Raw genomic sequence first — 24,856 nt, forward strand, 5'->3', positions numbered from 1 at the left:
TGCCAATCGTGCCTCTGCACTGTGGCCATGTGCTACATGACAAGCCCTAACCCTCGTATGGCTGCTAAGCGGCTTAGACAGGGACCTTGCTGGCAATCTGGGCAGCCGCTTCCGGACTGAACCCGACCTCCATCAACTCTCCCTCAAGGTCTTCGAGGCTGTACGGCTCCAATGTGATGGGACGCTTTGTCAACTCGCGCTCGAGCAGAAGCGTATCGGCGTCCTTATCCGCCTCCAGAGCACTTGGGTACTCCTCCGCGGAGGTGGTCGTGACCCGAATGGCCGGCCCGTCGTCGCCGTCGTCATCATCCGCCTCCTGATCGCTCCGATAGACCTTTAAGGTGACCAGCTGCCCCTCAATCTCATCTTCATAGACCGTGGCCCATTCGCCCATGTTCCCCTCCCGGATCATGCACCTGCCATTTCTCTGGCAGTCATCGAAGTTAGGATAGTAAAGGCCAGATGGAAACGAAATTCCCGCCTGCCGTGAAAGGTATGGCGGCCCCCTGTCCACCGCGGCCACGACAGAGCGCAGAATTGAGGCCAGCGTGCGGCGTGCGGCACTGGTTACTTTGACGCTCCCGCCCGGCTATGGCCCTCGTGTTATCCGATCGGGACTTTGCCAGGGCAAGTCGAGGCGTATCGTCTGGATTGACAGGAGTGGTGCAAAGGGACCACCTTTCCAAACGGGGGCGCCATGAGGATGGCTGCGATGGACCAGTTCGATCACATCCTGAATTGGAAGCTCAAGCAGGGCTCACACACCTTCCCCGGCCAGGACGGTGGCACCTGCATCAACGAGGCGGCCATCGTGGCAGCAGGCTTCCCGTACCAGCCTGTGCGCTCGGTCGAGGACATGCCGGCCTGTTTCTCGCGTCCGATCTGCCGGCTGGCGATGCAGCTGAACGACGAGGCTTGCGATGAGGAGCGGCAGCGACTGCTTCCGTTTGTGAGCCGCTTGGCCTGTGCCGACACGCCCCAGGTCGAGCGCGAACGGGCAGCGTACATTGCTGCGCGCATGCGCTGGCGGCTTCCATTGCGAGACGGTATGGCAGTGCTCGAAGGCGCCCTTGCCATCGGCCGGCAGGCTGATGCGGTGACATCTGAGGAAGTGATGACCCGGCTGGACAATGTCCAGCAGAAGGCCTCAACACCCACCTCCGTCGATGAGCATCCGCTGTTCGCCAAAATTCACGGGTGGCTGGTCGGTATTTACTAAGCCCTCAACTATGGGACGTCGCTGCCTGTATGTCGGCGCGTAATCGGTCGGCATACGATGCGCTTTCCAGGGCGACACATGAACCTACTGTATCTGGCAGGGCGCCATACCTGGTTGCTCGCCTGCAATCGATGCCCGCCCGATCGGGCCACGTAACGAACGTTGACCGAAGCTCCTTTGCCTCTTGGGTAAGAGGTTGAGCCATTTCCGGCCTTCTCGCCAAGGACCATGGCCACTGGCGACGTTGATGTGCCCAGCGTCTCCGGCATCGACAAATGTCGCACCCCACAAGGCGGCACGGCTCCGGGCACGGTCCAATGTCATGTAGGGATCCGTATGGCTGGCGACCACAACAGACGGGAAGCCGAGGTGGACCGAAGGAAGTGGAGCGAAAGATGCGAGACTGGGTATCACTGATTGCAACAATTCTGGATCAGCTGGTGCTACCAACAGTGCTCCGCCAATTTTCAACTCGGGGTACCGCGCTGCTAGGTGCGCGATCAAGACCGCACCGAGACTGTGACCGATCAAAATGGCGTCTGGCGATCTGCTGACATGGCTCGTTAGGGCTTCGAGCCAAGCCTCAAGGTCCGGCGTATCCCAGTTCTGTTGGTGAACCCGCTCAGCACCGTCTAGTTCTGCCTCCCAATAGCTTTGCCAGTGTTCCCGTTCAGATCCATATAGACCAGGCACAATCAGAATTGTCATCGCCCATTTCCCAAACAAGTGAGGATTGTTGCCTTAGATGTCGGACCGGTCAATGAAACGGAACACCTAAATCAGCCTATCGTGGAGTATATGCTTCTCTTATCGATCGAATAAGCTGCCGGTCTATTTTACGTGCTCAACATTCTTGTGCGTTATTTCATCTGTGAGAGGCGATTCGGCTGCGCTTTTTCCAAGTAGCGGATCGCATGAATTGCATCAATCCGTCGACAGCCAAGACGCTTTGTCTCCACATGATCATCTCGGGGTGCCAAGATACCGCGGACGCGAGCTTCAGAAGAATCTGCGGCTTTGTCCGTTGAGCAAGGCCAGCGCTGTGAGATCAAAAAGGCTGACGAGTAACGGTGTGAACGATTGCAGACCTCGGTCGCTTACGCGTCAACGAGTCTCTTTTGAGATATCAAAAACGTCGGTCAATGTGACCGAACGAAATTCGGTCACGAGCACTGTGACCCGCACAATCCAGAACCCATCGAGGGGCAACACGAACCCGTCACCCAGATAGATTTGATCCTCTTGGCGGGCCTCGCGCACAAAGGGTCCGATCCCGTAGGAGGGTTTGTCGAGCTCGATCTTGACGCTGATCGGCTCGACAGGCTTTCCGTCAATCTGAATATCACCGACCTCGACCCTGACAGGACCGGTCAGAGGAGGTCGGATTGTCAGTGTCGCACTCGCACCATCTCTGCTGGCTTTGATCTGCTGTCCGTCGGCCGCATGAGTAAGGGACATCGCACGCGGCGGGGGAGTAAAGCGCCACAGGCCGAGCACCGCGATGACGAGAGTGCCGAGCACGATCTCGGCACGAGTGTTGCGGATGAGCGACTGCGTGGCACGCCGATCATCTGCGATAACAGCTCCTGTCAACCAGTATCGGTTCAACACAGCAAAGACACAGATGGAAGCGACCAAGGCCAGCTTCACAAGAAGCACGATTCCATAATCCGTCGACCAGAGTGCAGGAAGCATTCGGATCTGGACGAAGGCCAGCAAGATTCCTGATAATCCGAGAACCCCAATGATGGCTGGAATAGAAGACGAGAACCGCCGCAATACCTTCGGTGCGGTGGTTCGATTCCGCGTGAATGCTACGACAAGAGGGAGAAGGGACCCTATCCAAAGCAGAACTGCGACCGTGTGCAGGAACACCGCCGGAGCCGTAAGACTTCGGGGCGGTGCCGTCGAAGCATGACCGGCACTGGCGCTCGCCAATCCAGCGAGCAATAAAGCTGTCGTTGCCAGCGCCATACCCGACCTTGACGTGTACTTGAGCAACCTCGATGCATAGGCCACGATCAGTGCGCTTGCCGCGATCAGAATGGAGCTGCCATAGCTTGTTGCGCGGATCCCTGCCGCCCATACAGGTGCTGTCAGCAGGTCCGACAACGGGGCTCCCAATGAATCGAGGCCCTGGAATCCAATCAAGAGAGGGACCATCAATAGGCCGACAGCGATCGCGGTTGGAATCTCAACGTTTCCGCCTTCGGGGTTCTCCCGGCCAATCAAGGCATAGAATCCGGCGCCGCCGACGCCAACAATCAGGGCGAGCATCAGAAGCAAGCGAGTCGACCAGAGTCCGGCACGGACCAGAGGCTCGAACTGTCCGTCGTTCATCGGAGCGGCAGCGCTAGGGGCGCCGACCGAAAATACCAATCCACCACCGATCGGATGGCCATCCCCTGACGCTACCCTCCACGAGAGAACATAGGTTCCCGATGCATGGATATCCGGAAGCGACAGAGCGATGACAGAACCCTTCGCACCGATCTCTTTCAAGACCACGATCTGGCCGTTTGGAAGGGCAAGCCGAGCGACCAACGGCCTGACAGGCTCGGAGAACGTTAGAGTAATAATTCCAGGCGCCGACCCAACGACTGCCCCGTCGACAGGATCGGAGCGGACCAGCTGAGCATGCGCTGATGCTGCGGCAGTGAACAGTAGGAGCCCGAAGATGGCAAGGCCAACTTGTCTGAGAAGTCGATACAAAGCAAAATGAAGGGCTTTCACGATCCCGACCGGATTTTGACCGACGGCGCTGGATGCGTCAGGTCATCAGCGGATCGGCCCGACAGTGGAACCTCGATCCAACGCTGCGCTCCAGCACTGCACTGTTGCACGACCGGAACAAAGATCTCCGATCCTGTAAACGAACTGCGCACCTTCGCGCGAAAGATGAATTCATCGAAGTGAGTATCTTCGAGTTTGCCGCCCGACCAGGAGATTTCCCGAACGTCGGCGCCGTGACCGCCGTGGCCGTTAAGATCCGATCCCGCGGCTGCGATACGCTGCTCCTCGATTGTGGTGCTCAGCGACCAGCCTGGCTTTGGTTGTGGCTTGACCTCTGTCAATTCAGGCGGCACCGAGACTTTGAGCGCGACCGTCGGGGATCCAGTACATCCATGCGGAATGACCAGCACGAACTTAACGGTGCTGCCAATTTTCACTTCCTTGTTCTCAAAACTAACATGGGCTTGAGCACAAAGCGGGGCTGCCAGCACAGCGGCCGCGAGGCCAGCTTGGAGGCTAAGTCTAAGGCTTTTCATGGGAACTCCGATAAATGGGGATCTACCAGGTGGACGCCAGACCGAGGTGGCTCAATGCTTCACGACGAAGCTCAGTGAGACGGGAATCGCCACGGTGACGCGGGTAGGGGAGATCAACGGTCAGATCGGCGATGATGCGCGCCGGCCGCGGTCCGAAGATCACAACACGCTGGGCCAGGAACACCGCTTCCTCAACATCATGGGTCACAAGGACAGCGGTCAGCCGGGCTCGCTGCCACAGGTTGACGAGCTCGGTCTGCATCGTCAGACGGGTCAGCGAGTCGAGCTTTCCAAGGGGTTCGTCGAGCAGCAAGAGGCGTGGATCGTTCACCAGCGCGCGTGCGAGCGCCACACGCTGTGCCATTCCGCCTGACAGTTGATGGGGATAGGCCTTGTCGAAGCCGCCAAGTCCAACGAGCCGAATGGCTTCATCGACCCGGGACCGGGACTTCCTCAGAATACCCTGGGCCTCCAAGCCCAAGGCGACATTGTCCCAGACGGTGCGCCATGGAAACAGCGTCGGGTCCTGAAACACGAGGATCCGGGAAGGGTCCGGGTTTCCGACCGGCAACCCATCGACCCGAAGCTCGCCCTGGGTTGGATGATCAAGGCCAGCGAGCAGGCGAAGAAGCGTCGACTTTCCGCATCCTGAGGGGCCGAGCAGCGCCACGAACGAACCCGGCTCAATCGAGAAATCGACGTCATTGAGGACCGGAAGAGGATCGCCTTCCAACTCGAACTGATGTGACAGGCTTGAGATATCTATCCGTTGACCCGCCGCAGGACGCGCTCCCGTGTTCAACTCTATCGCTACCATCTGACCAGTCCTTTTTGCCATGACAGCGTCCAGTCCCGCACCCGGAACAGAACGGTGATCAGCGTCGAGCACATGAGCGCCATTACCAGAAGTGCCGCGTACATATTGTTGTAGGCAGCCCATCCTTGGGCCCATTGCAGATACCAACCAAGCCCGGCCTTGACGCCAAGCATCTCCGCCACGACAAGAACGGCGAACGATGTGCCGAGGCCCATGAACAGTCCGACGAAGACATGTGGCAAGGCCGCCGGGATCGCGACTTTGAGGATCAGAAATGCGGGCTTCGCGCCCAACGTCCGGGCGATGTCATAATAGTCGCGGTTGACGCTGGCGATCCCTGACCAGGTCAGGATCGTCACCGGGAATGCAGTGGCAAGTGCGATCAGGAACACGCTTGCGGAGCCGCTTGTGGGAAAGATGAAGAAGGCAAGCGGAAGCCATGCGGTCGCCGGCAATGGACCAATGATCCGAAGGACAGGATGAACCCAGTAGCTCGCCGCCTGCGACCACCCGATCGTTACGCCGATGATGAACCCGGTGAGCGCCCCGAAGAAATACCCCTTAGCGAGCAAAACCACCGAGTATGAGACGCTGGTGCCCAGACGGATCCAATCGTCCAGAAAGACCTCAAGGATGCTTTGAGGCGAAGAGAAGAATGGCACCGGCAACAGACCGGTTTTCGCCGTCACGACTTCCCAGATCACAAGACCAAGGGCTGCCGCAATGGCCCAGGCGCCATAATAGCGTACCGTCGTGGCAATGGCTCCCAAAAGTCGGCCTGTGACGGCGACAAGGATCAGGGCGAGAGCAATCACCAAAGAGATGACTGCGAGCTCCCGCCCATATGGTTGCGGTATCGTTTCTGGCCAAAGTTCAATGACTGCGGCGGCGGCAATCCAGGCAGCCGCCGCCGCCAATCCGAGCCCCCAGACCACAGGGCGACTTTTAACCGGCACGTCCTGGAAGACAGCGTCGGCGTTCTTGGAAAGCGCGGGATCGACCAAGCTCATCGTCCGCTCCTCATGCCGACAGCACATCGGCAAAGACGCGCTCCGCGAACTTGTTCGGGTCGGTCGAGTTCTTGAACACCCGGACGTCGCGAAGTTCCTGCGCATACAGTGCGATTTCCTGACGGAGATCAGCGCCTGTGGGATTGTGGCCGTGCGTTTGATCCAGCAACACCCCTACGAGATCTTCAATGCTCTTGTCCTTGGGAGCGTTGGGCAAGAACACCCGGGCAGCATCCTCTGGCTTAGCGACCGTCCAATCCTGCGCCTCCAAAAGGGCTCGGGTGAGCGCGGCCGCGGTCGGCTTGTCCTCACGCACGAGGCGTCCTGTCAGGCCGACGATGCAGCAGACACGATTTTCGAATCCGTGATCGAGATTGGATGCAATCTGGAGATACTTTGGATCTTTGAGCCAGAAGTAAGCCTTGGGATCGCCATCCGCGATGGCATCAATCTCTCCCTTTTCAGCTGCGAGCTGCAGCAACTCCCCTGGATACTGCCGCCATTCCACATCGGCGACGGGATCAAGCCCCTCCTTGTGCAGGAGGATCGAGAAGAAGTTCTTCCCGGGACTGGCAAGGTCCGAGATGCCGATCTTCTTGCCCTTCAGTTGCCTGAGGTCCGTGATGCCCGCAGACTTTAGCGCGACGAGCCGTGAGCAGCCTCCATGGGTGCCAGCGGTGATCTTGACGTCGAAGCCCTGCTCCAGCGCCTTCAGCCAGCGCAGCGCCATGCCAACGCCGCCATCCGCTTTGCCGGTCGCAATGGCCTCGAGCAGTGCCTCGGTCGAGGCGCCAAAGTTGACCAACTCTACGTCGAGGCCGTACTTATTGAAGATGCCATGCTCCAGCGCCACAAACACCGGCGCGAGGCAGATTGCTGTCGCATTCGTTGCAAACTTGATCTTCTTCAGCTGCCCTGCAGCAGGCGCAGATTGTGCCGCAAGGTTGCCGATCGAGAGCGCGCCCAGTGGGACCGCGAGCCCGAGCGCTCCGGCAGCCTTGAGGAAGGTCCGGCGATCGGATCGGTTGACCGCAGCACCATTCTGCGCACGGGTCCCAGTTTTCTGAATCCAGCTCATTGTCAGTCTCCAATCGTCAGCCTGATGGGTGATTCCACAGTCGATGTGGGTCGAAACGACTCCGTCTGTTGTCTTTTTAAGCGGCCGCTTCGCGCGGCCCCGCCTTGTCACGCTGCGCAACAAGAGCACGGACACGCGGGATGAGATCACGGCCGTATTGGAAGGCATCTTCGAGCGGATCGAAGCCGCGAATGAGGAACGTCGTGATACCCAGGTCGTAATAGTCGAGCATGGCGTCGGCGACTTGATCGGGCGTCCCAACCAGCGACGTTGAGTTGCCGCTGGCCCCTGTCAAAGCGGCAAGTTCAGTCCAAAGGCGCTTATCCAGCCGAGTCCCCTGTGCCGCCGCGGCCAACAGGCGGCGCGATCCCTCGTTCGGCGGTGCCTCGGAGCCATTCTTGATCAGGCGCTCACCGCCGGCAGCACGAAGTGCTTTGGCACGCTGGAGGATCCGGTCAGCTTCCGCCCATGCCGCCTCTTCGGTTTCCGCGAGAATGGGACGGAGGGAGAGACTGAAGCGAGGGGTGCGTCCAAACGGGACCGCCGCTGCGCGTATGCGCTCAACCGTCTCCGCTACTTGCGCGTAGGTTTCACCCCAAAGGGCATAAACATCGGCGTGCTTGCCTGCCACTGCGAGCGCCGCTTCGGACGAACCGCCAAAATAGATGGGGATCCCGTCAGGGCCTTGCGGCTTCACCTCGGAGAAGCCGCCCACAACCTTGTAGTACCGTCCATGATAGTCGAACGGTTGCTGACTTGTCCATTCCTGCCGGACAATGTCGAGATACTCGCTCGTGCGGGCGTATCGTTCGTCCTTCGTCAGATGATCACCATCCTGCGCCAGCTCCTGATCGTTCCCACCGGTAATGATATGGACGGCGATCCGACCGTCGCTCAAGTGATCGAGGGTCGCCAGTTGCCGCGCCGCGACCGTCGGCGCCGTGAACCCGGGCCGGTGAGCGATCATCAGCTTGAGGTGGCGTGTGATCGACGTCACATACTGCCCGACCAGAATGCTCTCCGGCGAGGTGGAGTGGAATGCCAGCAGCGCCCGGTCGAAACCTCCATTTTCGTGAATAGCGGCTGCCGCTGCGATGTGTTGGCGGTTGATGACAGGGCCTGAGCGGGCAACGGCCTCTGATGCATTGAAGTTCCCGATGTAACCGATGAATTCAACTGGCATAAGATCCTCCGACGGTATGGACTAGATGCCCAAGGCGAGTTGGCCGGCACTGGTCCGGACCGTGTCTTCCTGAGGGCTATGAATGCGACCGCACAGAACATCGCGATAATGACGTTCCAGGGGGTTGGCGCGTGAAACGCCGTGATTGCCCGAGAGCTTCAGTGCTTTCTCGACCGCCGCAATGGCATTCTCGGTGGTGACCACTTTGATGAGACCGGCCTCCGACTGGCTTAACGGCCGTCCCTCGTCGACGTCCCTTGCGGCGGATCTGATCAGGCGCCGGTTGACAGCAAGCAGTTCCTCGATTTCTCCGACGGATTGTTGGATGCGAGGGACCGTCGCAAGAGGCCGACCAAGGTTGCTGGGAACACGATCCTTTAGGAAGCGCACGAGCCAATCACGTGCCGCTTCAGCGATACCGGTATAGAGGGCTCCGGGCAGGATCCCGAACCAGGGCGCTTGTCCCTCCCGGTTGGCCCATTCAGAGGGCGCCCGAATGTCAACGGCATGGTCGAGGGGAACTCGCACTTCGTCAAAGACGACATCGTGGCTTCCCGTTGCACGCATGCCGATCGGGTCCCAAGTCCTCTCAACCTGGACACCTGGGGCTTGGACTGGAACCAGAAAGCCTCCCACACGGGGCTCATCCTCGTCGGTCTTCGCCCATACGATGGCCCACGTGAGACCTTCCGCACCGGTTGAGTAGATCTTCCGGCCGCTGATCAGCCAGGCGTCACCAACGCGTCGTGCTGTCGTGTCCGGAAGCCCGCCACGGAGCGGGGTGCCGAGGGCAGGCTCGACACGGAGTGCATTGATCAGTGCGCCACGCTCGGTTGCATCGCGGGCAACGGCGCGGACCAGATGCTCCGGCCAGCGCCCTTTGAGCAGTTGGGCCAAATTGATGTACTGCATGATCAGGATCAGCGCCGTCGATGGCTCGCCCCGGGCGATCTCCCGGATCACCTCAGCAGTCTCTGTGAGTCCCGCACCAGCACCACCCAGTTCAACAGGCGCGGTCAGTGCAACGAGACCCGATTGATGCAGCAGGCGGAAGTTTCCGGCTGGGAATGCTCCGGTGAGATCGAGATCAGCCGCGCTCTCCGAGAAGATTGACGCCAGCCGGATTGCCGCATCAACGTGATTTTCGGACGTCGCAACACGGGGGCGAAATGAAGTCGCCGTCATCGATGCATTCCTTTTAAAATTGATACGCTCGACAAGCACCGAGCGGCTGGACTTGCTACCGACGAGGCTGTCAACCACGCGTATAGTCTTGAACGATTCTCGCTCTACTTCGCTGTGCTTGCAGCCATGAGCTTAGACCAGAGAGTGTCGAGAATAATACGCTTTGTCAAACGGAATGTTCTTCTAAAAGAACGATGAAACCGAGCGCTTTTTCCTTTGCACCGCCCCTCGGATGCGCATCTTCAACTCTGATGGTGCCATCCCGAGGATTGTCGGCGAACGGTCCAGGACGACCGCCTCACACGCTCCGTGACACCCGTCTTGCGGTGCGTTCGATGGTGTTATGTCGTCATGACCCGGTGGGTCGAACCCGATCCCATCGATAAGGTTCGATCACGTACACTTCCAAATGCGCTGGTGGTCAGGCCCTTCGGGTGTCCTGTCACCGAACCGCACCCTTCTCAACGCTTCGCTGCTTCGGTACGAGAGAGCACCCAAAGCGCAACGCGGGCACCGCAGAAAATGAGAAGGCCTGTCGCTGACAAGAAGCCAACGGAGTACAGAATCGGACTGGCTCCCTCCCTCAGTTCCGCCCCATGGACGAAGCCGTGAGCGAATGCGAACGCAGCGCAAAGCGCAGATGCGATGGCCATCGGCGGCTTGATCCGGAAGGCGATGGCTGCCCAAAGCACAGGAATTGAAATGAGGATCCCCGTCTCCACCAACGGGAGCGCCAGCCCAGTCATAGCAGCCAAGGCACCTGCAAGCATCGCGGCTAGGAAGGAGATGGGGAGCAGGGCAAGTGCACGCGGCCCAAGCAGACGGGCCCATAATCCCACAGCGATCATCGCCAGTAAGTGATCGGCGCCGGTGAAAGGATGCGCCACACCATCGAAGAAGCTGGCGCTGCTTCCGATACCGGTATGAGCAAGGGCAGGAGAGGCCGCGAGCATGGCGACAAGTATCGACGTGAAGCGGAGAGGGTTCATGACAAGATCCGGCAATGATGATGATTGTGGGAACGGCTAGGCTGTCATGCCCACCGGTCAGGGGTGCTTGTGAATCGGGTCAACCCAGTAGACCTCTTCCGGCGTTTCGACCGGATCGATATCTGTGATATTGACGACAACCGCTTCATTGTCCGATCGCACGAGCACACATTCGAGCGGCTCGTCCGGGCTGGCGTTGATCTCTTGGTGCGGGACATACGGTGGCACGTAGATAAAGTCTCCTGGCCCTGCCTCCGCCACATACTCCAGATGGTCTCCCCACCGCATTCGCGCGCGGCCGCGCACCACGAAAATGACGCTCTCGAGTTCGCCATGATGGTGCACCCCGGTTTTGGCATTGGCTTGGATTGAGACCGTACCGGCCCATATCTTTTGTGCCCCGACCCGCGCGTGATTGATCGCGGCCTGACGAAACATGCCTGGCGTCTGAGCTGTATTGGGATCGAGGCGATCGCCTTTGATGACACGGACGCCGTCATGCTTCCAGCGCTCCTCGCCATCATGCGTATGGGGTAAATCATCGTGATCGTGACTATGATGTGTCATGATTATACTCTCTGCTGCTTTTGATGACCTATCCAAGGGCCACTCGTCGAGCGTGGTGGGCAAGTTGAACCGGCTCCGGATCAACGCTGACGCGTCCTGAGTGACCGTCGACCAGCTTGGTAAGTTGTGTCGCAGCCTCATTCACCCGCGACAGGATTGCGCTGTCGACAAGCCTTCCATCCTTAAAATCCGCATCGCTCGCGTAGACGGCAGTCGGCACCGTCAGGGCCGAAAAGAACCCGAAGAGAGGCCGGAGAACATGCTCAACCACGAGGGCATGCCGCGGGCCGCCCCCAGTTGCGGTGATCAGGACTGGCTTTCCCGTAAGAGCCAAGGGGTCAACGACGTCGAAGACATGCTTGAAGAGCCCTGTATAGGCGCCTTTGTAAACAGGCGAACCGATGATCAAGGCGTCGGCCTGTTCAATGGCATCGATCACCCGCTTTAAGGGGAGCGATAGCTCCTGTCGGCTCGTGGCTGAGCCAAGGCCGGGTGCGGCGTCCACGACGTCGAACAGGTCGAAGCGATACGGACGGTCAGCCACAACCGCCACACCGACGGTCTCGACGAGAGACCTGGTCTTGGAGGGGCGGTGCAGATTCCCCGAAAAACCAACGATATGAATCGCGCTCATGGCATTCCTTTTCAGCTGAGGGTTTGACGGGTGGAAGCCCTGCACCTTAACCCCGTGTCACGAGCTTTCTGTCCGTAACCAAACGGGCGACGGCATCAACAATGGCCTCGGCTTCGGTGCGTTCGAGCCAATCAGGGCTCACATCCGCAAATCGGACGATCCGGTCTTCGTCGATCACGACCACGGCAGGCATTGGCAGCTCCCATGTCCCGGTCCCAGTGATGTCTCCGATGGGCTTTCCTTTAGCGAGTGCCGCCTTTTGAGAGGCTTCGTCAAAGGTGTAGAGAATGTTGAAGCGGCGCGCGAGGCTCGCATCCTGGTCCGAGGCTACATCAAAGCTCAGCCCCCGCACTCTCTTGATCTCGACGAGACGCTCGGGAATCTGCGGGCTGACAGCAACGAGGCGAACGCCGAGGTCGGCGAGGGGGCGGGCGAGGCGCTGCTCATAGTAGGGCAGGGCAATGTTGCACGCCGGGCAACCTGCGAAGCGGAAGAAGATCAGAACGACCGGACCCGAGGCAACGAGATCATCGAGAGAGAGCCTGCCGCCTTCCACGTCAAGCAGTTCGAATGGTTCGACAAGATCGCCAGGTTTGACAATGTTCGCTCGGTTGATCGTCTTGGCGAGCAGACTGCGTTGATTGACATTGATGGCAAGATCCTCAGGCGCCCAAGTTGCAACCCGCTCAGCATGAAGGGCTGCGAGACGTCCATTCAGGGTATCAGCATTGGAAGGCGACATATGAATCTCCACGGCACGATGAGGTGTTTGCAGGCATTGAAGGGCTGCAGCTTTAGGACGACGAGGACCGCTCGCTGCCGGCTTTCGGGGTTTGACCGCCCTGAGCCGATCCCTGGCCCACAGCTATAGTCCTGGCACGCTGGAATACGCTTTCCATCCGCCAGTGCTCGTTGGCGTAACGAGGATCGCCAGCCCATTCATGCCAGCCATGATGACGGCGGAATTCGCCGAGAAGGCCTGAGGCGACGATTGTCGCCTCATCAATAGGAGTTGGCCCCTCACAATCGGGAGCGACGTATATTGCATCCGGCTCGCAATAGAGTTCGCACATGAAGCACGTCTGGCAGTCTTCCTGTCGAGCAATGCGTGGTGGCGCGTCCGGAACCGCCTCAAGAACGTTGGTCGGGCAGACGGTAACGCATGTATTGCAGCTTGTGCATCGATCCGCGACAATGAGTTCAATCATGACGCGAGCTCCAATGCTTGCCCTTGGTCGGCTCTGGTCCAGACGGTGTCCAGTCCGCCGACTAGAATGCGGTGATCGAATGCCGCATTGGTCGTGGGCCTGTCCTCCCGCTGATGCATGCCGCGGCTCTCGTCGCGTGCCAGTGCCGCAGCCGCACACCAGCGGGCTGTGGCGAGCATCGCAGCCACCTCCCGAGACCGGATCCGATGCTCCCCCGCGCCCAGCGCGTGAGCCGAGACATCGCGCCAAACGGATTCCAGCGTGCCGACGGACTGCTTCAGCCGCAGACCATCTCGAAAGATATTTTTGTCGTACGACAGCATTTCGCGCTGGATGAGCGTAACGCACTCCTGCAGTGCCACAGTGCGCTCCGAAGCCGTGGGCTCAAGGCCGGCCTGGCCCAACACCCGCCCGATGGATGCCCGTCCGTTAGCCCGGGCAAACCGTGCCGCACCGGCGCCAGCCCAATGTCCGGACGAAACCGCCCACGCCGAATTGATGTTTCCGCCGCCGGATATGGCTCCGGCAACCAGTTCACGGGTTGCCGCATCGCCAGCCGCATAGAGCCCGGGCACCGAAGTCTGGCAGTCTTCCGTGGTCACTCTGAGACCGCCAATCCCCCTGATTGTCCCCTCGCCATGCAGGGTAATCTCGAACCGATCCCGGTAAGGATCGATACCCCACCTCCTAAACGGCAGGAGGAAGTTGGGGGAGATCGTCGGCACCTGCGCCCGAATATCCTCCGGCGTGCGATGCAGGTCGCAGAAGACGCGTCCCCGCAACAGGGCACGGGCGAGTGGCCGTGTCGTGTCGGGCCCTGGCGGCATCGCAATGACCGCACCGCTCTCATCGTAGTAGGTCGCAAACGCATAAGACATCGACCGGGTCATGGTCGATCGCACTGGGGCGACTGTATAGTAGGTTGTGAATTCCATGCCCGAGAGTTCCGCCCCTGCTTCAGCAGCCATGAGGTAGCCATCACCGGTGTTCGTGTGCGAGCCTAGCAGGCGTGACAGGAACGATGTGCCTCCGGTCGCAAGGACGACCGCTCCAGCGTGCACCTGCCAATCCTCACCGGTCTGACGCCGGATGCCCCGGGCTCCGGCCACGGATCCATCAGGGCGCTGAAGCAGTTCGAGCGCCGGGCTGTGGTCGAGGATGGTGACGCCCAGGCTGTCGACAAGGTTGCGGAGCGCTCGCATGTATTCGGGACCGCGGAGTGCGCGGTACTGAACGACACCATCCGGGTCCCGCGAGAAGGTATAGAAGTCCGCGAGGCCCGGAAGGGCTTCCCAGGTCTTATCGAGCGTCCGCGCCATCCAACGCGGGTCATTGAGGCCGAGCCCCGCCTTCAGCCGGTTTCTGATGGCGGTCTCACGAAGCTCGGCAGGATCGGGAGGAATCCACCAGTGCCCTGGCCCAGCGGTTGCAGTAACGCCGCTTGTGCCACAGTATCCCTTGTCGACAAGGATCACCGAGGCTCCAGCACGACGCGCTGCGGAGGCGGCCCAAGTGCCGGCCAGCCCGCCGCCGATCACCAGCACATCAGCCGTCAAAGCAAGCATAGGCGGTTTGCCGTGTGTCATAACCAAGGATTCCAAACGTCGCATGGGATGACCCGGCTGAGGCTGTCCGCCGGGTTCTTGAGCTCAATGGGGCTGATGCACGCCAAGCCAGCCAAGCAGATTGGCGCGGATGCGGCCGAACTGCGCAGAGGCCACGTTGCGTGGACGCGACATCGCGATTGTCTCCTCGTGGGCGAGAACACCGTCCTTCATGACGAGAACGCGGTCAGCCAGGAGAATCGCCTCCTCGACATCGTGGGTCACAAGAAGAACAGCGCAGCGGTGTCGCTGCCAGAGTTCGGCAACGAGTGACTGCGCCTTGATGCGTGTGAGCGCGTCCAACGCCGCAAAGGGCTCGTCGAGCAGCAGCAGATCAGGCTCCCGGACCAGAGCACGGGCAAGCGATGCGCGCTGCGCCTCTCCACCTGACAGCACTTTTGGCCAGACGTCGGCACGATGGCCGATGCCGACTTCCTCAAGCGCCGCGATCGCTTTCGTTCGATCCTGTCGGCCGGGAAGGCCAAGGACGACATTGTGCCATACCTTCTTCCACGGCATCAGCCGCGGCGCCTGGAACGCCACCGCCCGCCGCGCTGCGACATCGACCGTACCGGAAATCTCGCGATCGAGGTTCGCCAGAATACGAAGCAACGTGCTCTTGCCGCAGCCGCTCGCCCCGAGGAGGGCGACGAATTCTCCCGGTGCAATATCGAGGTCGAGGTCTTTGAGCACCTCGCGCTCGCCAAATCGACGCGTGAGACCCCGGACCCGGACGGCTTGCGCTCCTCGCACCTGCCGTTGCTGGACCTGGTGCTCGCGCGCCTGCTCGGGCGTGATCAAGTTCCATTGAACGCCGGTCGCCATGAGAGAAGAACCTTTTCAAGTGTCCTGACTGTAAAATCGACAGCGAGCCCAAGAAGCGCATAAACGACGAGGCACACCACGATGACGTCGGTTTGGAAGAATTCGCGCGCGTTGGCCATGAGATAGCCGATGCCGGCTGTCGCATTGATCTGCTCGCCAAAGACCAGGGCCAGCCATGCGATGCCCAGGGAATATCGCAGGCCGACGAGGGCGTTCGGCAATGCCCCGGGAAGGATCACATGCCAGATCAGGGCGGCTCGCGATAAACCGAGCGTGCGTCCCGCCTCGATCAACGTGGAATCCACGTTCCGGATGCCGGCGTAGACATTGAGATAGAGCGGAAAGGCGGTGCCAAGGGCAATCAAAGCAATCTTGGGCGCCTCGCCGATGCCGAACCAGATGATCAGCAAAGGGATCAGTGCGACGTTCGGCACGGTTCGCAGCATCTGCATCGTCGCATCGATCAAATCCTCGCCGAGCCGAAACAGGCCGGCGCAAAGGGCCAGCGTCACGCCGACCGAGCCGCCAATTGCGAGGCCGACGAGGGCCCGCATGAGCGAAACCCACATGGCTTGCTGCAATTCACCGGTGGCAATGAGGTTGGCCGCGCTGGAGACGACTGTGGCGGGTCCGGCCAGGACCTCCTTGGGCAGAAGGCCGGTGACCGATGCCAGGTGCCACACGAGAACCACCAGAACCGGGCCGGAAGCGCGCCGCAGCCATCGCGGCACGCCCTTCGTGGAGGCCGAAACCGGTTTGATACGCTCTCGCAGGATACCCTGGCGTCGGGCACTCGTTCCAATCGCTCCTGTGTTCGACGCCGCGACCTGGCCAAATGCGGTGTTTATGACGGCTATGTCATCGGTCATTTGAACGCTGCCTCCCGGTCCGTGGGTCAATCGGTCGGAAGACCACGATAGATATATTCGTTCAGCTTCAACGACCCGGTTAGAACGCCGGCCTCCTTCCAAGTCTCAAAGACAGTCTGAAGGGATGCGGCTAGAGCGTCGTCGACGGGTGTGCGCTGATAAGCAGCCTCGGACGGATAAAGGCTCTCGACCGTATCCTTGTCCTGCTTGGTGAACTTGGCATAAAAGTCGATATAGGCACTCTTGTTCTCACGAGACCATTGATAGCCGCGCTCGACGCGATCAGCGAAATCCGCAATTGCCGCGACTTTGCGTGGATCGGCAAGGGCGCTATCGGTTGCGCTAAGGATGCCATTTCCAGTATTGATGCCCACCCCATCGATCAATTCCGTCGCCTTCAGCGTCCCGACGGTTCGAGCGAGGTAGACGCCCCACGTTCCCCAGGCGTCGATACTTCCGGCCTGAAAGGCGGCGCTCGCGTCAGTCGGGGTTAAAAACGCAAGTTTCACGTCGGATGGCGTGAGGCCAGCCTTTTTGAGAACCCCAAGCACGAGGTAATGCGCGACGCTTCCGCGCGTCGTGGGTGAGATTGTCTTTCCCTTCAGATCGCCGATTGACTTGATCGAACTTCCAGCCGGCACGATCAGCGAGGACCCAAGGCCGCCGTTCGAAAAGTTGGCGACCACCTTGATTTTCGATCCCCCGGCAATCGCACTCACCGTCGGCGAGTCGGCCGCCGAACCGATATCGGCCGCGTCGGCCTTCAGAGCCTCATGAAGATTAACCGCGGCCGGATACACTGACCATTGGATCTGGTAAGGGACATCCTTGAGAAGGCCGGCAGCCTCGAGTTTGGCCCGCGTCGCACCCGTTTGGTCACCGACACGCAAGACCACCTTGCTGAGATCCTCAGTGGCTGAGGCCCTCGTGACAGGGCCGAACGTCGATGCCGCAACGAGACCGCCGACAGCCAGTCCAAAGGCACGGCGAGAGAATGTTGTCATGAAAATGGCCTCCTTAGCCAGTTGGCTAGAACGGGGATGCGTCACTCGGCGGCGACGCGCGCAGGCACGGCAGCGTATCGATTGTTCGGCACCTGAATGCCCAAGTTGCCGCGGAACGTTTCGGCTTCATACTCGGTTCGGTAGAGGCCGCGCTTTTGCAGGATTGGCACCACCGTATCGGCGAAAACCTCCAACTCCCTCGGCAGGGATACGTTGAAGACAAAGCCATCAGCAGCCTGGTTCGTGAACCAGTTCTCAAATGCGTCGGCAACCTTCTCCGGGGTTCCGATAAAGTCAGTTCTGGGCGTCGCGAACCGTCGGGCGACCTGCCGGAGGGTGAGACCTTCCTGCCGCGCGAGAGCCACAATGCGGCTGGACTGGCTTTGATTGCTGTTCGCACCATGCTCCGCGATGTCAGGGAACGCGCCATCGAGATTATGCTGCGAGAAGTCGTAGTCGTTGAAGGGCCGCCCGAGTAACGACAGAGCGTTTTCGATCGAGGTTAGGTCGGTGAACTCCTGGAACTTGCGTTCAGCCTCTTCCTCGGTCGAGCCGATCACCGGCCTTATGCCCGGAAGGACGAAGAGCTGGTCCGGATCGCGCCCGAAACCGGACGCGCGGCGTTTGACATCGCGATAATAGGCTTGCGCTTCCGCGAGGGTTTCCTGCCCGGCGAAGATCGCATCGGCGCGGCTTGCGGCGAAGTTCTTGCCATCCTCCGATGCTCCGGCCTGAAAGATGACTGGCTGACCTTGGCGCGAGCGGGCGATGTTCAGGGGACCTTTGACCTGGAAGAACTCTCCCCTGTGGTTGAGTTCGTGGAGCTTTGCCGGATCAAGAAACACACCGCTGGCCTTGTCATGGACCAAAGCATCGTCTTCCCATGAGTCCCACAAGCCCTGCACGACGTCGAGATATTCAGCGGCAAGGCGATAGCGGGTGTCGTGTGTCAAATGCGAGGCTTTGCTGAAATTGGATGCGCTGCCCTCAAGCCAGGACGTCACAACATTCCAACCCGCTCTGCCACCGCTGATATGGTCGAGTGATGCGAACTGCCGGGCGATGTTGTAGGGCTCGCTATAACTGACGGTCACCGTCGCGACGAGACCGATGTGGGTCGTAGCACCGGCCAGCGCTGACAGAATTGTCAGCGGTTCGAACCTGTTCAGGTAATGTGGGCTTGATTTTGCCGTGATGAACACGCTGTCGGCAACGAACAGGAAGTCGAACTTCGCCTTCTCGGCGATCGTGGCTTGCGTCTTATAGTAGGCGGAATTGGTGCTCGCATTTGGCTGCGCGTCCGGATGTCTCCAGTCCCCCCATCCCGTGCCGACCCCGTGCAGCATGAAGCCCAACTTAAGTTGACGATCTGCCGGCATGAATGCGCTCCTGGTAAGGAATGAGTCATCTGATGCAGGGCGTTGGCTTCGACCCGCAGAGAACGGTAAGATCGTTCGCTAAAACGAACCAGAATGCAACAAACCGATGTTCTAAAATTTGCGGTCGAAGGAGTATATAATTGCCAGAATAGGCCAAGAACTGGAGAATTTGGTTTCCCCAAGGGAAAACTGTCGATTTCGCAGAGCAGATATTGACCTCCGAACACATTTAATGAGGCAGATTAAGTCAAACGCGTTCCATATGAGCTGCGTACGAACCGCTGATACCCGAATTGAGAAATTATTTATCTACCTCGACAAACATTTTTGGTTAGAATTTCTTGCAAGAGCAGTTTTCTTACGCGCTCTGGCTTCGCGGCAGATTGATTCCCCTGCTCATGACGATCTTTTAAAAGAACATTTCCATTGACAGCTTGAGAGGGGGAAAGCAACATATCTGCGCGGTTCGAACAGCTACATGCTCGAACAGCCGCGGTGATTTGAAGTGCACAGCTTGCGCCGCGACAACAAACGCTAAAGCGTCACGATGCCAATACGCATCGTGATCCATGTGAGGATCGCGGTCATGGTCATTCCCTTGCTGAACTTCATCCTGCAACGCCCGGCACGTTGGGTCCGCGGCGGCAGCGATTGGTGTCGTCGCTAAAAGTACCTTCCGACCTCCTTCCATGAAAACTCGCATCGCTGCCAGTCTCAGGCTGGCAGCAGGAGATTCACGTCATGTCACATTCCACGCATGTTATCGAAGTTGGGAACGTTACGGCTGGTATCGTCGTTGCGACTGAGGGTGGCTTCCGCTTCTTCGCCGCCGGTCTGGCATTCAAGTCGCTCGATCTGGCGATCTTTCCCTCTATCGCTGATGCCAGCCGGGCTGCGCGCGCGAAATTTGCCAAACGTCGCCATTGAGTAGCCCCCCACGACCATCAAGGCCCTGTTGGTTCTAGCCATCGCGATCGTGACTGTGCATGCGCAGGCGGCATTCCGTGTGCAGGCCCCAGCGCAGGTACTCTCGTGATGTTCGGGCAGTCGAGGCGGGATTCGGCGATTCAGGGCATTGCCAGCCGAAGCGAAAGATTTCTATGACAAACCGCAACGCCTTAAGGTGTCCGGCTTGAGCAATCTTAATGTCAAAGCGGGCGAGGCACATGCATTGGCTAGCTAGCACCGGGGCGCACACGGAGACTTATAGTAAGTGGATTGCGAGCCAGAAATTCAATCATGTCCTCGATGGTTCCTTCTATTTCTGCTATTCATAGGCGTTCTTTGTGGGGCTGCTTCTCAGATTATCGGATGATCGCGCTTAATAGTTGCGATGAGAATTCGAAGAGCGACTGATTGGCTAGTGGGCGCACGCCTGGAACGTCTGCTCGGGTCTACTCGAATGTTCGTCGACCGTCCGCATTCTGAATCAAACTGAGGACCAGGACGTGAGGGCGAAATGGGGCTTGGACTGCGCCCAAGCAATTTGAGCCGGCGTCTTTGGCTTGTCGACCTACCGCTATGATGGTGAGATCAATTTAGCCCAGGACAATCTCTCCTTCCTAGGGCACCATCTCGCTGGCCAACGCGGTAATGCAGCATCGATCCGCTCAATTCGCAACATAAACCGGTTAAGGCAAAACTGATGAACGAAAGAGACAATCCCTTGACGGGGGTCGGTCCGAATACGCGGCTTACTCGTGCCGGATACAGCCCGTTCGATTACCACGGCTTCATCAACCCCCCAACCGTCCGTGCCTCCACCGTCCTGTTTCCTGATGCTCGCACGATGGAAACACACGGGCAGAAGTACACATATGGGACACGCGGCACCCCAACAACCGATGCTCTGTGTGATGCAATCAATGAGCTTGAGGGAGCAGCAGGCACGATTCTTCTTCCCTCTGGCCTCGCTGCGGTTACGGTTACGTTCCTGGCGTATCTCTCCGCCGGAGACCATGCGCTGATTGTCGACTCAGTTTACGGCAATGTCCGCCACTTCTGCGATTCGGTGCTGCCCCGCTTCGGCATCGATGTCGACTACTACGACCCCTCACTCGATGCCGGGATTGAGGCGCTTTTCAAGCCGAATACTAGACTGGTGCATACTGAGGCACCGGGATCGAACACATTCGAAATGCAGGACATTCCGGCAATCGTGGCGGCCGCTCATAGGCATGATGCCGTAGTGACCATGGACAACACCTGGGCGACGCCGCTGAACTTCCGGCCGCTCGATTTCGGCGTGGATGTGTCGATCCAGGCATCAACGAAGTACCCCGCAGGTCATGCCGACATTTTGTTGGGCACAGCTTCGGCCAATGCCACACACTGGAGGCGCTTGGGACATGCGAATGGCGCGCTTGGGATGTGCGGCGCTCCGGACGATGCCTATCAAGTTCTCCGCGGCCTGCGGACGATGGGTGTGCGTCTTGAGCGTCATCAGGCAAGCGCCCTGGCGATCGCAGAATGGCTGGAGGCACGCGACGATGTCGCCCGTGTTTTACACCCGGCTCTGCCAAGCTTTCCTGGATTCGCCATCTGGAAGCGTGATTTCAAAGGAGCGGGCGGCGTATTCTCCTTCGTTCTTGCGGTTGCGCCGCATCAGGACTTCAAAGCCAAGGCGCAGGCCTTCTTGGACGGTCTCTCGCTGTTCGGGCTCGGTTACTCGTGGGGTGGGTTCCAGAGTTTGGCCCTTCGAGTCGACCTGGAGGATCGCCGCATCCTGCGTGCGCCGAAAGAAGGACCAATCATCCGTCTTCAAATTGGCCTTGAGGATGTTGACGACCTCAAGGCCGATCTTGCGAGGGGTTTCGACGCGGCGGGCTAAAAATCTCGGAATGGGTTTGCTTCGGCTCTCATAGACGACCGACTTTGAACACTGCACCTCGTTTCGAGGCGCTGGTGCCATGTTCCTTCGGCGAAGTCGCTTCGACGCCTTCTTGCTCTCGGCGCTCGCCCATCCAGTTTGCTGCCAGTAAACCAGTGGCAGGCGGCACACTGTCCGTCGATGTTTCAGTAGATACAGTGATAATCGACTCTTCGATCACCGATGGATCGATGACTGCCCTTATCGTCAGGAATGCTCTCGATTTGCTGGTCGGGTAGTCGGAGGTCCACCCCGGAGAAGGGCCGCGTTGGCCCTGCAGCAGCCGAATGCGAGCAAGGCCTCGTTTCACAGTGAGTCCCCGAGCACACTGTCAGAGGCGGAACGCCGACAGCTGTGCCGACGTATCCAGTATTATTCGGGAATCTCCCAGATCCTGTGATCCACGCTATGCTGCTGCGCGCACCAATCAGTGCGACATGCCACCTAGAGCTGGCATGGAAAAAATCGGTTCTCGGGCCGCGGCAGACCTAGATGGTCGCGCAACGTGCTCCCCTCGTAATCGCGTCTGAATATGCCGCGGCGTTGAAGCTCTGGCACGACTTTGTCGACAAAGTCGTCAAGGCCCGCGGGCAAGAATGGGAACATCACGTTGAAACCGTCGCTTGCATCAGTTGCCAGCCATTCTTCCATCTCATCCACGATCGTTCCTGGTGTGCCAACAAACGCCAGACCGGAATAGCCGCCAAGACGCTGAGCGAGCTGACGCACGGTCAGGTTCTCGCGTTGCGCAAGCTCAATGACCCGCTCGCGCGCGCTGCGACTGGCATTGGTTTCGGGGATGTCAGGCAGTGGCCCATCCGGGTCGAAGCCCGACGCGTCGTGCCCGAGGGCAATAGAGAGCGAGGCGATTGCGCTGTCATAGTGCACAAGGCTATCGAGCTTTGCCCGCTTCGCGCGGGCCTCGTCGACGCTATCGCCCACTACGACGAAGGCTCCGGGTAAGATCTTGAGATGGTCGCGCGGGCGGCCGAGCCGATCGAGTCGTCCCTTCACATCCGCATAGAAGGCGCGGCCGGCGACGAGATTGGGCGTGGCGGCGAAGATGACTTCTGCGGTTTCAGCCGCGAACTGACGGCCGGCTTCTGAGGCCCCAGCCTGCACGATTACAGGCCATCCCTGCACCGGGCGAGCAATGTTGAGCGGTCCACGCACCGAGAAGTAACGACCCTTATGGCCGAGCACATGAAGGCGCTCTGGATCGAAATACAGGCCACTCTCAATATTCCGGATGAAGGCGTCATCGGCGAAGCTGTCCCACAATCCGGTCACGACGTCATAGAACTCACGCGCACGGACATAGCGCTCATCATGTTCCATGTGATCCTCAAGACCGAAATTCTGTGCCGCGTCCGGATTTGACGTCGTAACGATGTTCCAACCGGCCCGCCCTCCGCTGATGTGATCCAGCGAAGCAAAGCGCCGAGCGACGTGGTACGGTTCCTCGAACGTGGTCGAGGCGGTCGCCACGAGGCCAATGCGTTCAGTCGCTCCAGCGAGGGCAGAGAGTAGCGTGAAGGGCTCGAAGGAGGTGACGGTGTGGCTGCGCTTCAGGGCCTCGACGGGCATGTTCAGCACGGCCAGGTGATCAGCCATGAAGAATGCGTCGAACTTGCCGCGCTCCAGCGTCTGCGCGAAGCGCCTGAGGTGAGCAAGATTGAAGTTCGCGTCGGGATAGGCCCCCGGAAAGCGCCAAGCTCCGGTGTGGATACTTGCTGGACGCATGAAGGCGCCAAGATGCAATCTCTTCTGACGGGTCATTCACTCATCCTTTGAAGACGGGCCCATGTTGCCGGGCGACTACGGGAAAACTGCCGGTTCCGTCACGAGGCCATTAGGCAGCGAACCAAGCGACTGCCGGAAGCGATATGGCGACGGTGTGTTTTCAGGCCTTTCCTAGTTCTGCCCTATCCGCACGAGTGTCTTGCCAAGGTTACGCCCTTTGAGCATGCCGATGAATGCCTCAGGTGCATGCTCCAGACCCTCAACCACATCCTCGCGATATTTGATCTGTCCGCTCTCGAGCCAAGTGCCGACCTCGCGCCGGAATTCATCGGCTTGGGATGCAAAATCCCGGACGATAAAGCCGCGCAATGTCAGCCGTTTGCTTAGCACAGCCCGCATCAGTAACGGCGTCCGATCAGGACCAGGGGGAAGTGTGGTGTCGTTGTAGTGAGCAACAAGCCCACAAACTGGGACGCGTGCGAAGTCATTGAGAAGCGGGAAAACGGCATTCCAAACCGCACCGCCCACATTCTCGAAATAGACGTCGACCCCTCGGGGGCAGGCTTCGGCAAGCCTCTCGGGCATATCGGAGGCTCGATGGTCAATGGCAGCATCGAAGCCGAGCTCGTTCAGGAGATAGGCACACTTCTCAAGCCCTCCAGCGAGACCAACGACGTGGCAGCCCTTGATCTTGGCGATTTGGCCCACAAGCGAACCAACCGGGCCGGCGGCAGCCGCAACCACGACGGTTTCGCCTGACTTGGGCTGCCCGATGTTAAGCAGTCCGGTGTAGGCTGTCATGCCCGGCATGCCGAGCACACCGAGAGCCGTCGACACGGGCGCGAAGTTGGGATCAAGTTTGCGAACGCTGTCGCCATCTGCGACCGCGTATTCCTGCCAGCCCGAATGGCTCAATACGAAGTCTCCGGAAGCATAGACAGGATGGTTCGAGACGACTACTTCTCCGACAGTACCCCCCTCCATGACCTCGCCGATCCCAACCGGTTTGGCGTAAGACTTGGCAGCGCTCATCCGGCCACGCATGTATGGGTCCAGTGAGAGCCAGTGGATCTGAATCAGGATTTGACCCGGGCCAGGCTCTGGAAGGGGTGCGCTTTCACGGCGGAAGTGGTCCGGCGTCGGCTCGCCTTCCGGGCGCGCGGCTAGAACGATCCGTCGATTTGTTGGCTCCGTCATGAATGCCTCCCTATGGCTGGTCCCGGAACACGCTTGCCATGTGAGTTTTGGCACACCAGATACGCCCACACCGAGCAGGGAATCCAATCAGTTTATCAAGTTGCTCGGTTCCTGTGTACGCCATCCTGTAATACCAAGTCCCATTGATCAGAACGCATGAGCCCAGTCCCGTAAGCCAATGGACATGATGGTCCAGGGTTGGTCGAT

General features: G+C 59.4%; 24 protein-coding genes. 3 read left to right on the forward strand and 21 right to left on the reverse strand.

Features of this window, described 5'->3' with window-relative positions; genetic code table 11:
• Nucleotides 1-73: 73 nt before the first annotated feature.
• On the reverse strand, nucleotides 74-394 hold the full coding sequence (locus JKL46_RS18695; protein ID WP_201835778.1) for a hypothetical protein: 321 nt from the start codon (nucleotides 392-394) through the stop codon (nucleotides 74-76).
• A gap of 318 nt (nucleotides 395-712) precedes the next feature.
• Between JKL46_RS18695 and JKL46_RS18700 the strand changes: the two genes are divergently transcribed.
• Nucleotides 713-1,219: a hypothetical protein gene (locus tag JKL46_RS18700; RefSeq protein ID WP_201835780.1), complete on the forward strand. Its 507-nt coding sequence runs from the start codon at nucleotides 713-715 to the stop codon at nucleotides 1,217-1,219.
• Between the two features lie 84 nt (nucleotides 1,220-1,303).
• On the opposite strand, the gene JKL46_RS18705 is transcribed toward JKL46_RS18700, so the two are convergent.
• The 18 genes from JKL46_RS18705 to JKL46_RS18790 all read right to left on the reverse strand — a co-directional run bounded on the left by JKL46_RS18705 (nucleotide 1,304) and on the right by JKL46_RS18790 (nucleotide 18,840).
• Nucleotides 1,304-1,927: an RBBP9/YdeN family alpha/beta hydrolase gene (locus tag JKL46_RS18705; RefSeq protein WP_201835782.1), complete on the reverse strand. Its 624-nt coding sequence runs from the start codon at nucleotides 1,925-1,927 to the stop codon at nucleotides 1,304-1,306.
• A gap of 396 nt (nucleotides 1,928-2,323) precedes the next feature.
• The gene (locus tag JKL46_RS18710) at nucleotides 2,324-3,952 is read right to left on the reverse strand and encodes a CopD family protein (RefSeq protein WP_201835784.1); all 1,629 of its coding nucleotides are present in this window, start codon (nucleotides 3,950-3,952) and stop codon (nucleotides 2,324-2,326) included.
• Nucleotides 3,949-4,488: a YcnI family protein gene (locus JKL46_RS18715; protein WP_201835786.1), complete on the reverse strand. Its 540-nt coding sequence runs from the start codon at nucleotides 4,486-4,488 to the stop codon at nucleotides 3,949-3,951. Before JKL46_RS18715 ends, JKL46_RS18710 begins: the two co-directional genes overlap by 4 nt.
• Before the next feature lie 22 nt (nucleotides 4,489-4,510).
• Complete coding sequence (locus JKL46_RS18720) at nucleotides 4,511-5,305, reverse strand: ABC transporter ATP-binding protein (protein WP_201835825.1); 795 nt, start codon at nucleotides 5,303-5,305, stop codon at nucleotides 4,511-4,513.
• Nucleotides 5,299-6,315 (reverse strand): ABC transporter permease, encoded by a 1,017-nt coding sequence (locus tag JKL46_RS18725; protein ID WP_201835788.1) that lies wholly within the window; start codon nucleotides 6,313-6,315, stop codon nucleotides 5,299-5,301. The genes JKL46_RS18720 and JKL46_RS18725 overlap by 7 nt, the downstream gene beginning before the upstream one ends.
• A gap of 10 nt (nucleotides 6,316-6,325) precedes the next feature.
• Nucleotides 6,326-7,393, reverse strand: a complete 1,068-nt coding sequence (locus tag JKL46_RS18730; protein ID WP_201835790.1) for an ABC transporter substrate-binding protein — start codon at nucleotides 7,391-7,393, stop codon at nucleotides 6,326-6,328.
• A gap of 76 nt (nucleotides 7,394-7,469) precedes the next feature.
• Nucleotides 7,470-8,576, reverse strand: a complete 1,107-nt coding sequence (locus tag JKL46_RS18735; RefSeq protein WP_201835792.1) for an LLM class flavin-dependent oxidoreductase — start codon at nucleotides 8,574-8,576, stop codon at nucleotides 7,470-7,472.
• A 21-nt stretch (nucleotides 8,577-8,597) separates the two neighbouring features.
• Nucleotides 8,598-9,761: an acyl-CoA dehydrogenase family protein gene (locus JKL46_RS18740; protein ID WP_201835794.1), complete on the reverse strand. Its 1,164-nt coding sequence runs from the start codon at nucleotides 9,759-9,761 to the stop codon at nucleotides 8,598-8,600.
• A 461-nt stretch (nucleotides 9,762-10,222) separates the two neighbouring features.
• Complete coding sequence (locus JKL46_RS18745; RefSeq protein WP_201835796.1) at nucleotides 10,223-10,750, reverse strand: HupE/UreJ family protein; 528 nt, start codon at nucleotides 10,748-10,750, stop codon at nucleotides 10,223-10,225.
• A gap of 57 nt (nucleotides 10,751-10,807) precedes the next feature.
• Complete coding sequence (locus JKL46_RS18750; protein ID WP_201835798.1) at nucleotides 10,808-11,317, reverse strand: cupin domain-containing protein; 510 nt, start codon at nucleotides 11,315-11,317, stop codon at nucleotides 10,808-10,810.
• A gap of 28 nt (nucleotides 11,318-11,345) precedes the next feature.
• The gene (gene msuE, locus JKL46_RS18755) at nucleotides 11,346-11,951 is read right to left on the reverse strand and encodes an FMN reductase (RefSeq protein WP_201835827.1); all 606 of its coding nucleotides are present in this window, start codon (nucleotides 11,949-11,951) and stop codon (nucleotides 11,346-11,348) included.
• A gap of 46 nt (nucleotides 11,952-11,997) precedes the next feature.
• Nucleotides 11,998-12,693, reverse strand: coding sequence for a peroxiredoxin-like family protein (locus JKL46_RS18760; RefSeq protein WP_201835800.1), 696 nt, complete (start codon nucleotides 12,691-12,693; stop codon nucleotides 11,998-12,000).
• A gap of 52 nt (nucleotides 12,694-12,745) precedes the next feature.
• A complete protein-coding gene (locus JKL46_RS18765) occupies nucleotides 12,746-13,159 on the reverse strand; it encodes a 4Fe-4S dicluster domain-containing protein (protein WP_201835802.1) in 414 nt (137 codons plus the stop codon).
• The gene (locus JKL46_RS18770) at nucleotides 13,156-14,745 is read right to left on the reverse strand and encodes an FAD-dependent oxidoreductase (RefSeq protein ID WP_201835804.1); all 1,590 of its coding nucleotides are present in this window, start codon (nucleotides 14,743-14,745) and stop codon (nucleotides 13,156-13,158) included. Before JKL46_RS18770 ends, JKL46_RS18765 begins: the two co-directional genes overlap by 4 nt.
• Nucleotides 14,746-14,808: 63 nt before the next feature.
• Nucleotides 14,809-15,588, reverse strand: coding sequence for an ABC transporter ATP-binding protein (locus JKL46_RS18775; protein ID WP_201835806.1), 780 nt, complete (start codon nucleotides 15,586-15,588; stop codon nucleotides 14,809-14,811).
• Nucleotides 15,561-16,457 carry an ABC transporter permease subunit gene (locus JKL46_RS18780; RefSeq protein ID WP_246529393.1) on the reverse strand — a complete coding sequence of 299 codons (897 nt, stop codon included), beginning with the start codon at nucleotides 16,455-16,457 and terminating at the stop codon, nucleotides 15,561-15,563. The genes JKL46_RS18775 and JKL46_RS18780 overlap by 28 nt, the downstream gene beginning before the upstream one ends.
• 26 nt (nucleotides 16,458-16,483) lie before the next feature.
• Entirely contained in the window at nucleotides 16,484-17,461 is a 978-nt protein-coding gene (locus JKL46_RS18785) for an ABC transporter substrate-binding protein (protein ID WP_201835808.1), read from the reverse strand.
• Nucleotides 17,462-17,502: 41 nt separating this feature from the next.
• Complete coding sequence (locus JKL46_RS18790; RefSeq protein ID WP_201835810.1) at nucleotides 17,503-18,840, reverse strand: LLM class flavin-dependent oxidoreductase; 1,338 nt, start codon at nucleotides 18,838-18,840, stop codon at nucleotides 17,503-17,505.
• A 741-nt stretch (nucleotides 18,841-19,581) separates the two neighbouring features.
• Here JKL46_RS18790 and JKL46_RS18795 point away from each other — a divergent pair.
• Both JKL46_RS18795 and JKL46_RS18800 read left to right on the forward strand, forming a co-directional pair.
• Nucleotides 19,582-19,767, forward strand: coding sequence for a hypothetical protein (locus JKL46_RS18795; protein WP_201835811.1), 186 nt, complete (start codon nucleotides 19,582-19,584; stop codon nucleotides 19,765-19,767).
• A gap of 718 nt (nucleotides 19,768-20,485) precedes the next feature.
• On the forward strand, nucleotides 20,486-21,670 hold the full coding sequence (locus tag JKL46_RS18800; RefSeq protein ID WP_201835813.1) for a cystathionine beta-lyase: 1,185 nt from the start codon (nucleotides 20,486-20,488) through the stop codon (nucleotides 21,668-21,670).
• Nucleotides 21,671-22,153: 483 nt separating this feature from the next.
• Here JKL46_RS18800 and JKL46_RS18805 read toward each other — a convergent pair whose 3' ends face one another.
• Nucleotides 22,154-23,488, reverse strand: a complete 1,335-nt coding sequence (locus tag JKL46_RS18805; RefSeq protein ID WP_201835815.1) for an LLM class flavin-dependent oxidoreductase — start codon at nucleotides 23,486-23,488, stop codon at nucleotides 22,154-22,156.
• A gap of 135 nt (nucleotides 23,489-23,623) precedes the next feature.
• Nucleotides 23,624-24,649, reverse strand: coding sequence for an NADP-dependent oxidoreductase (locus tag JKL46_RS18810; protein WP_201835831.1), 1,026 nt, complete (start codon nucleotides 24,647-24,649; stop codon nucleotides 23,624-23,626).
• Nucleotides 24,650-24,856: the final 207 nt, after the last annotated feature.

It is taken from the genome of Microvirga zambiensis WSM3693 (genome assembly GCF_016735695.1).
GTDB lineage: Bacteria > Pseudomonadota > Alphaproteobacteria > Rhizobiales > Beijerinckiaceae > Microvirga > Microvirga zambiensis.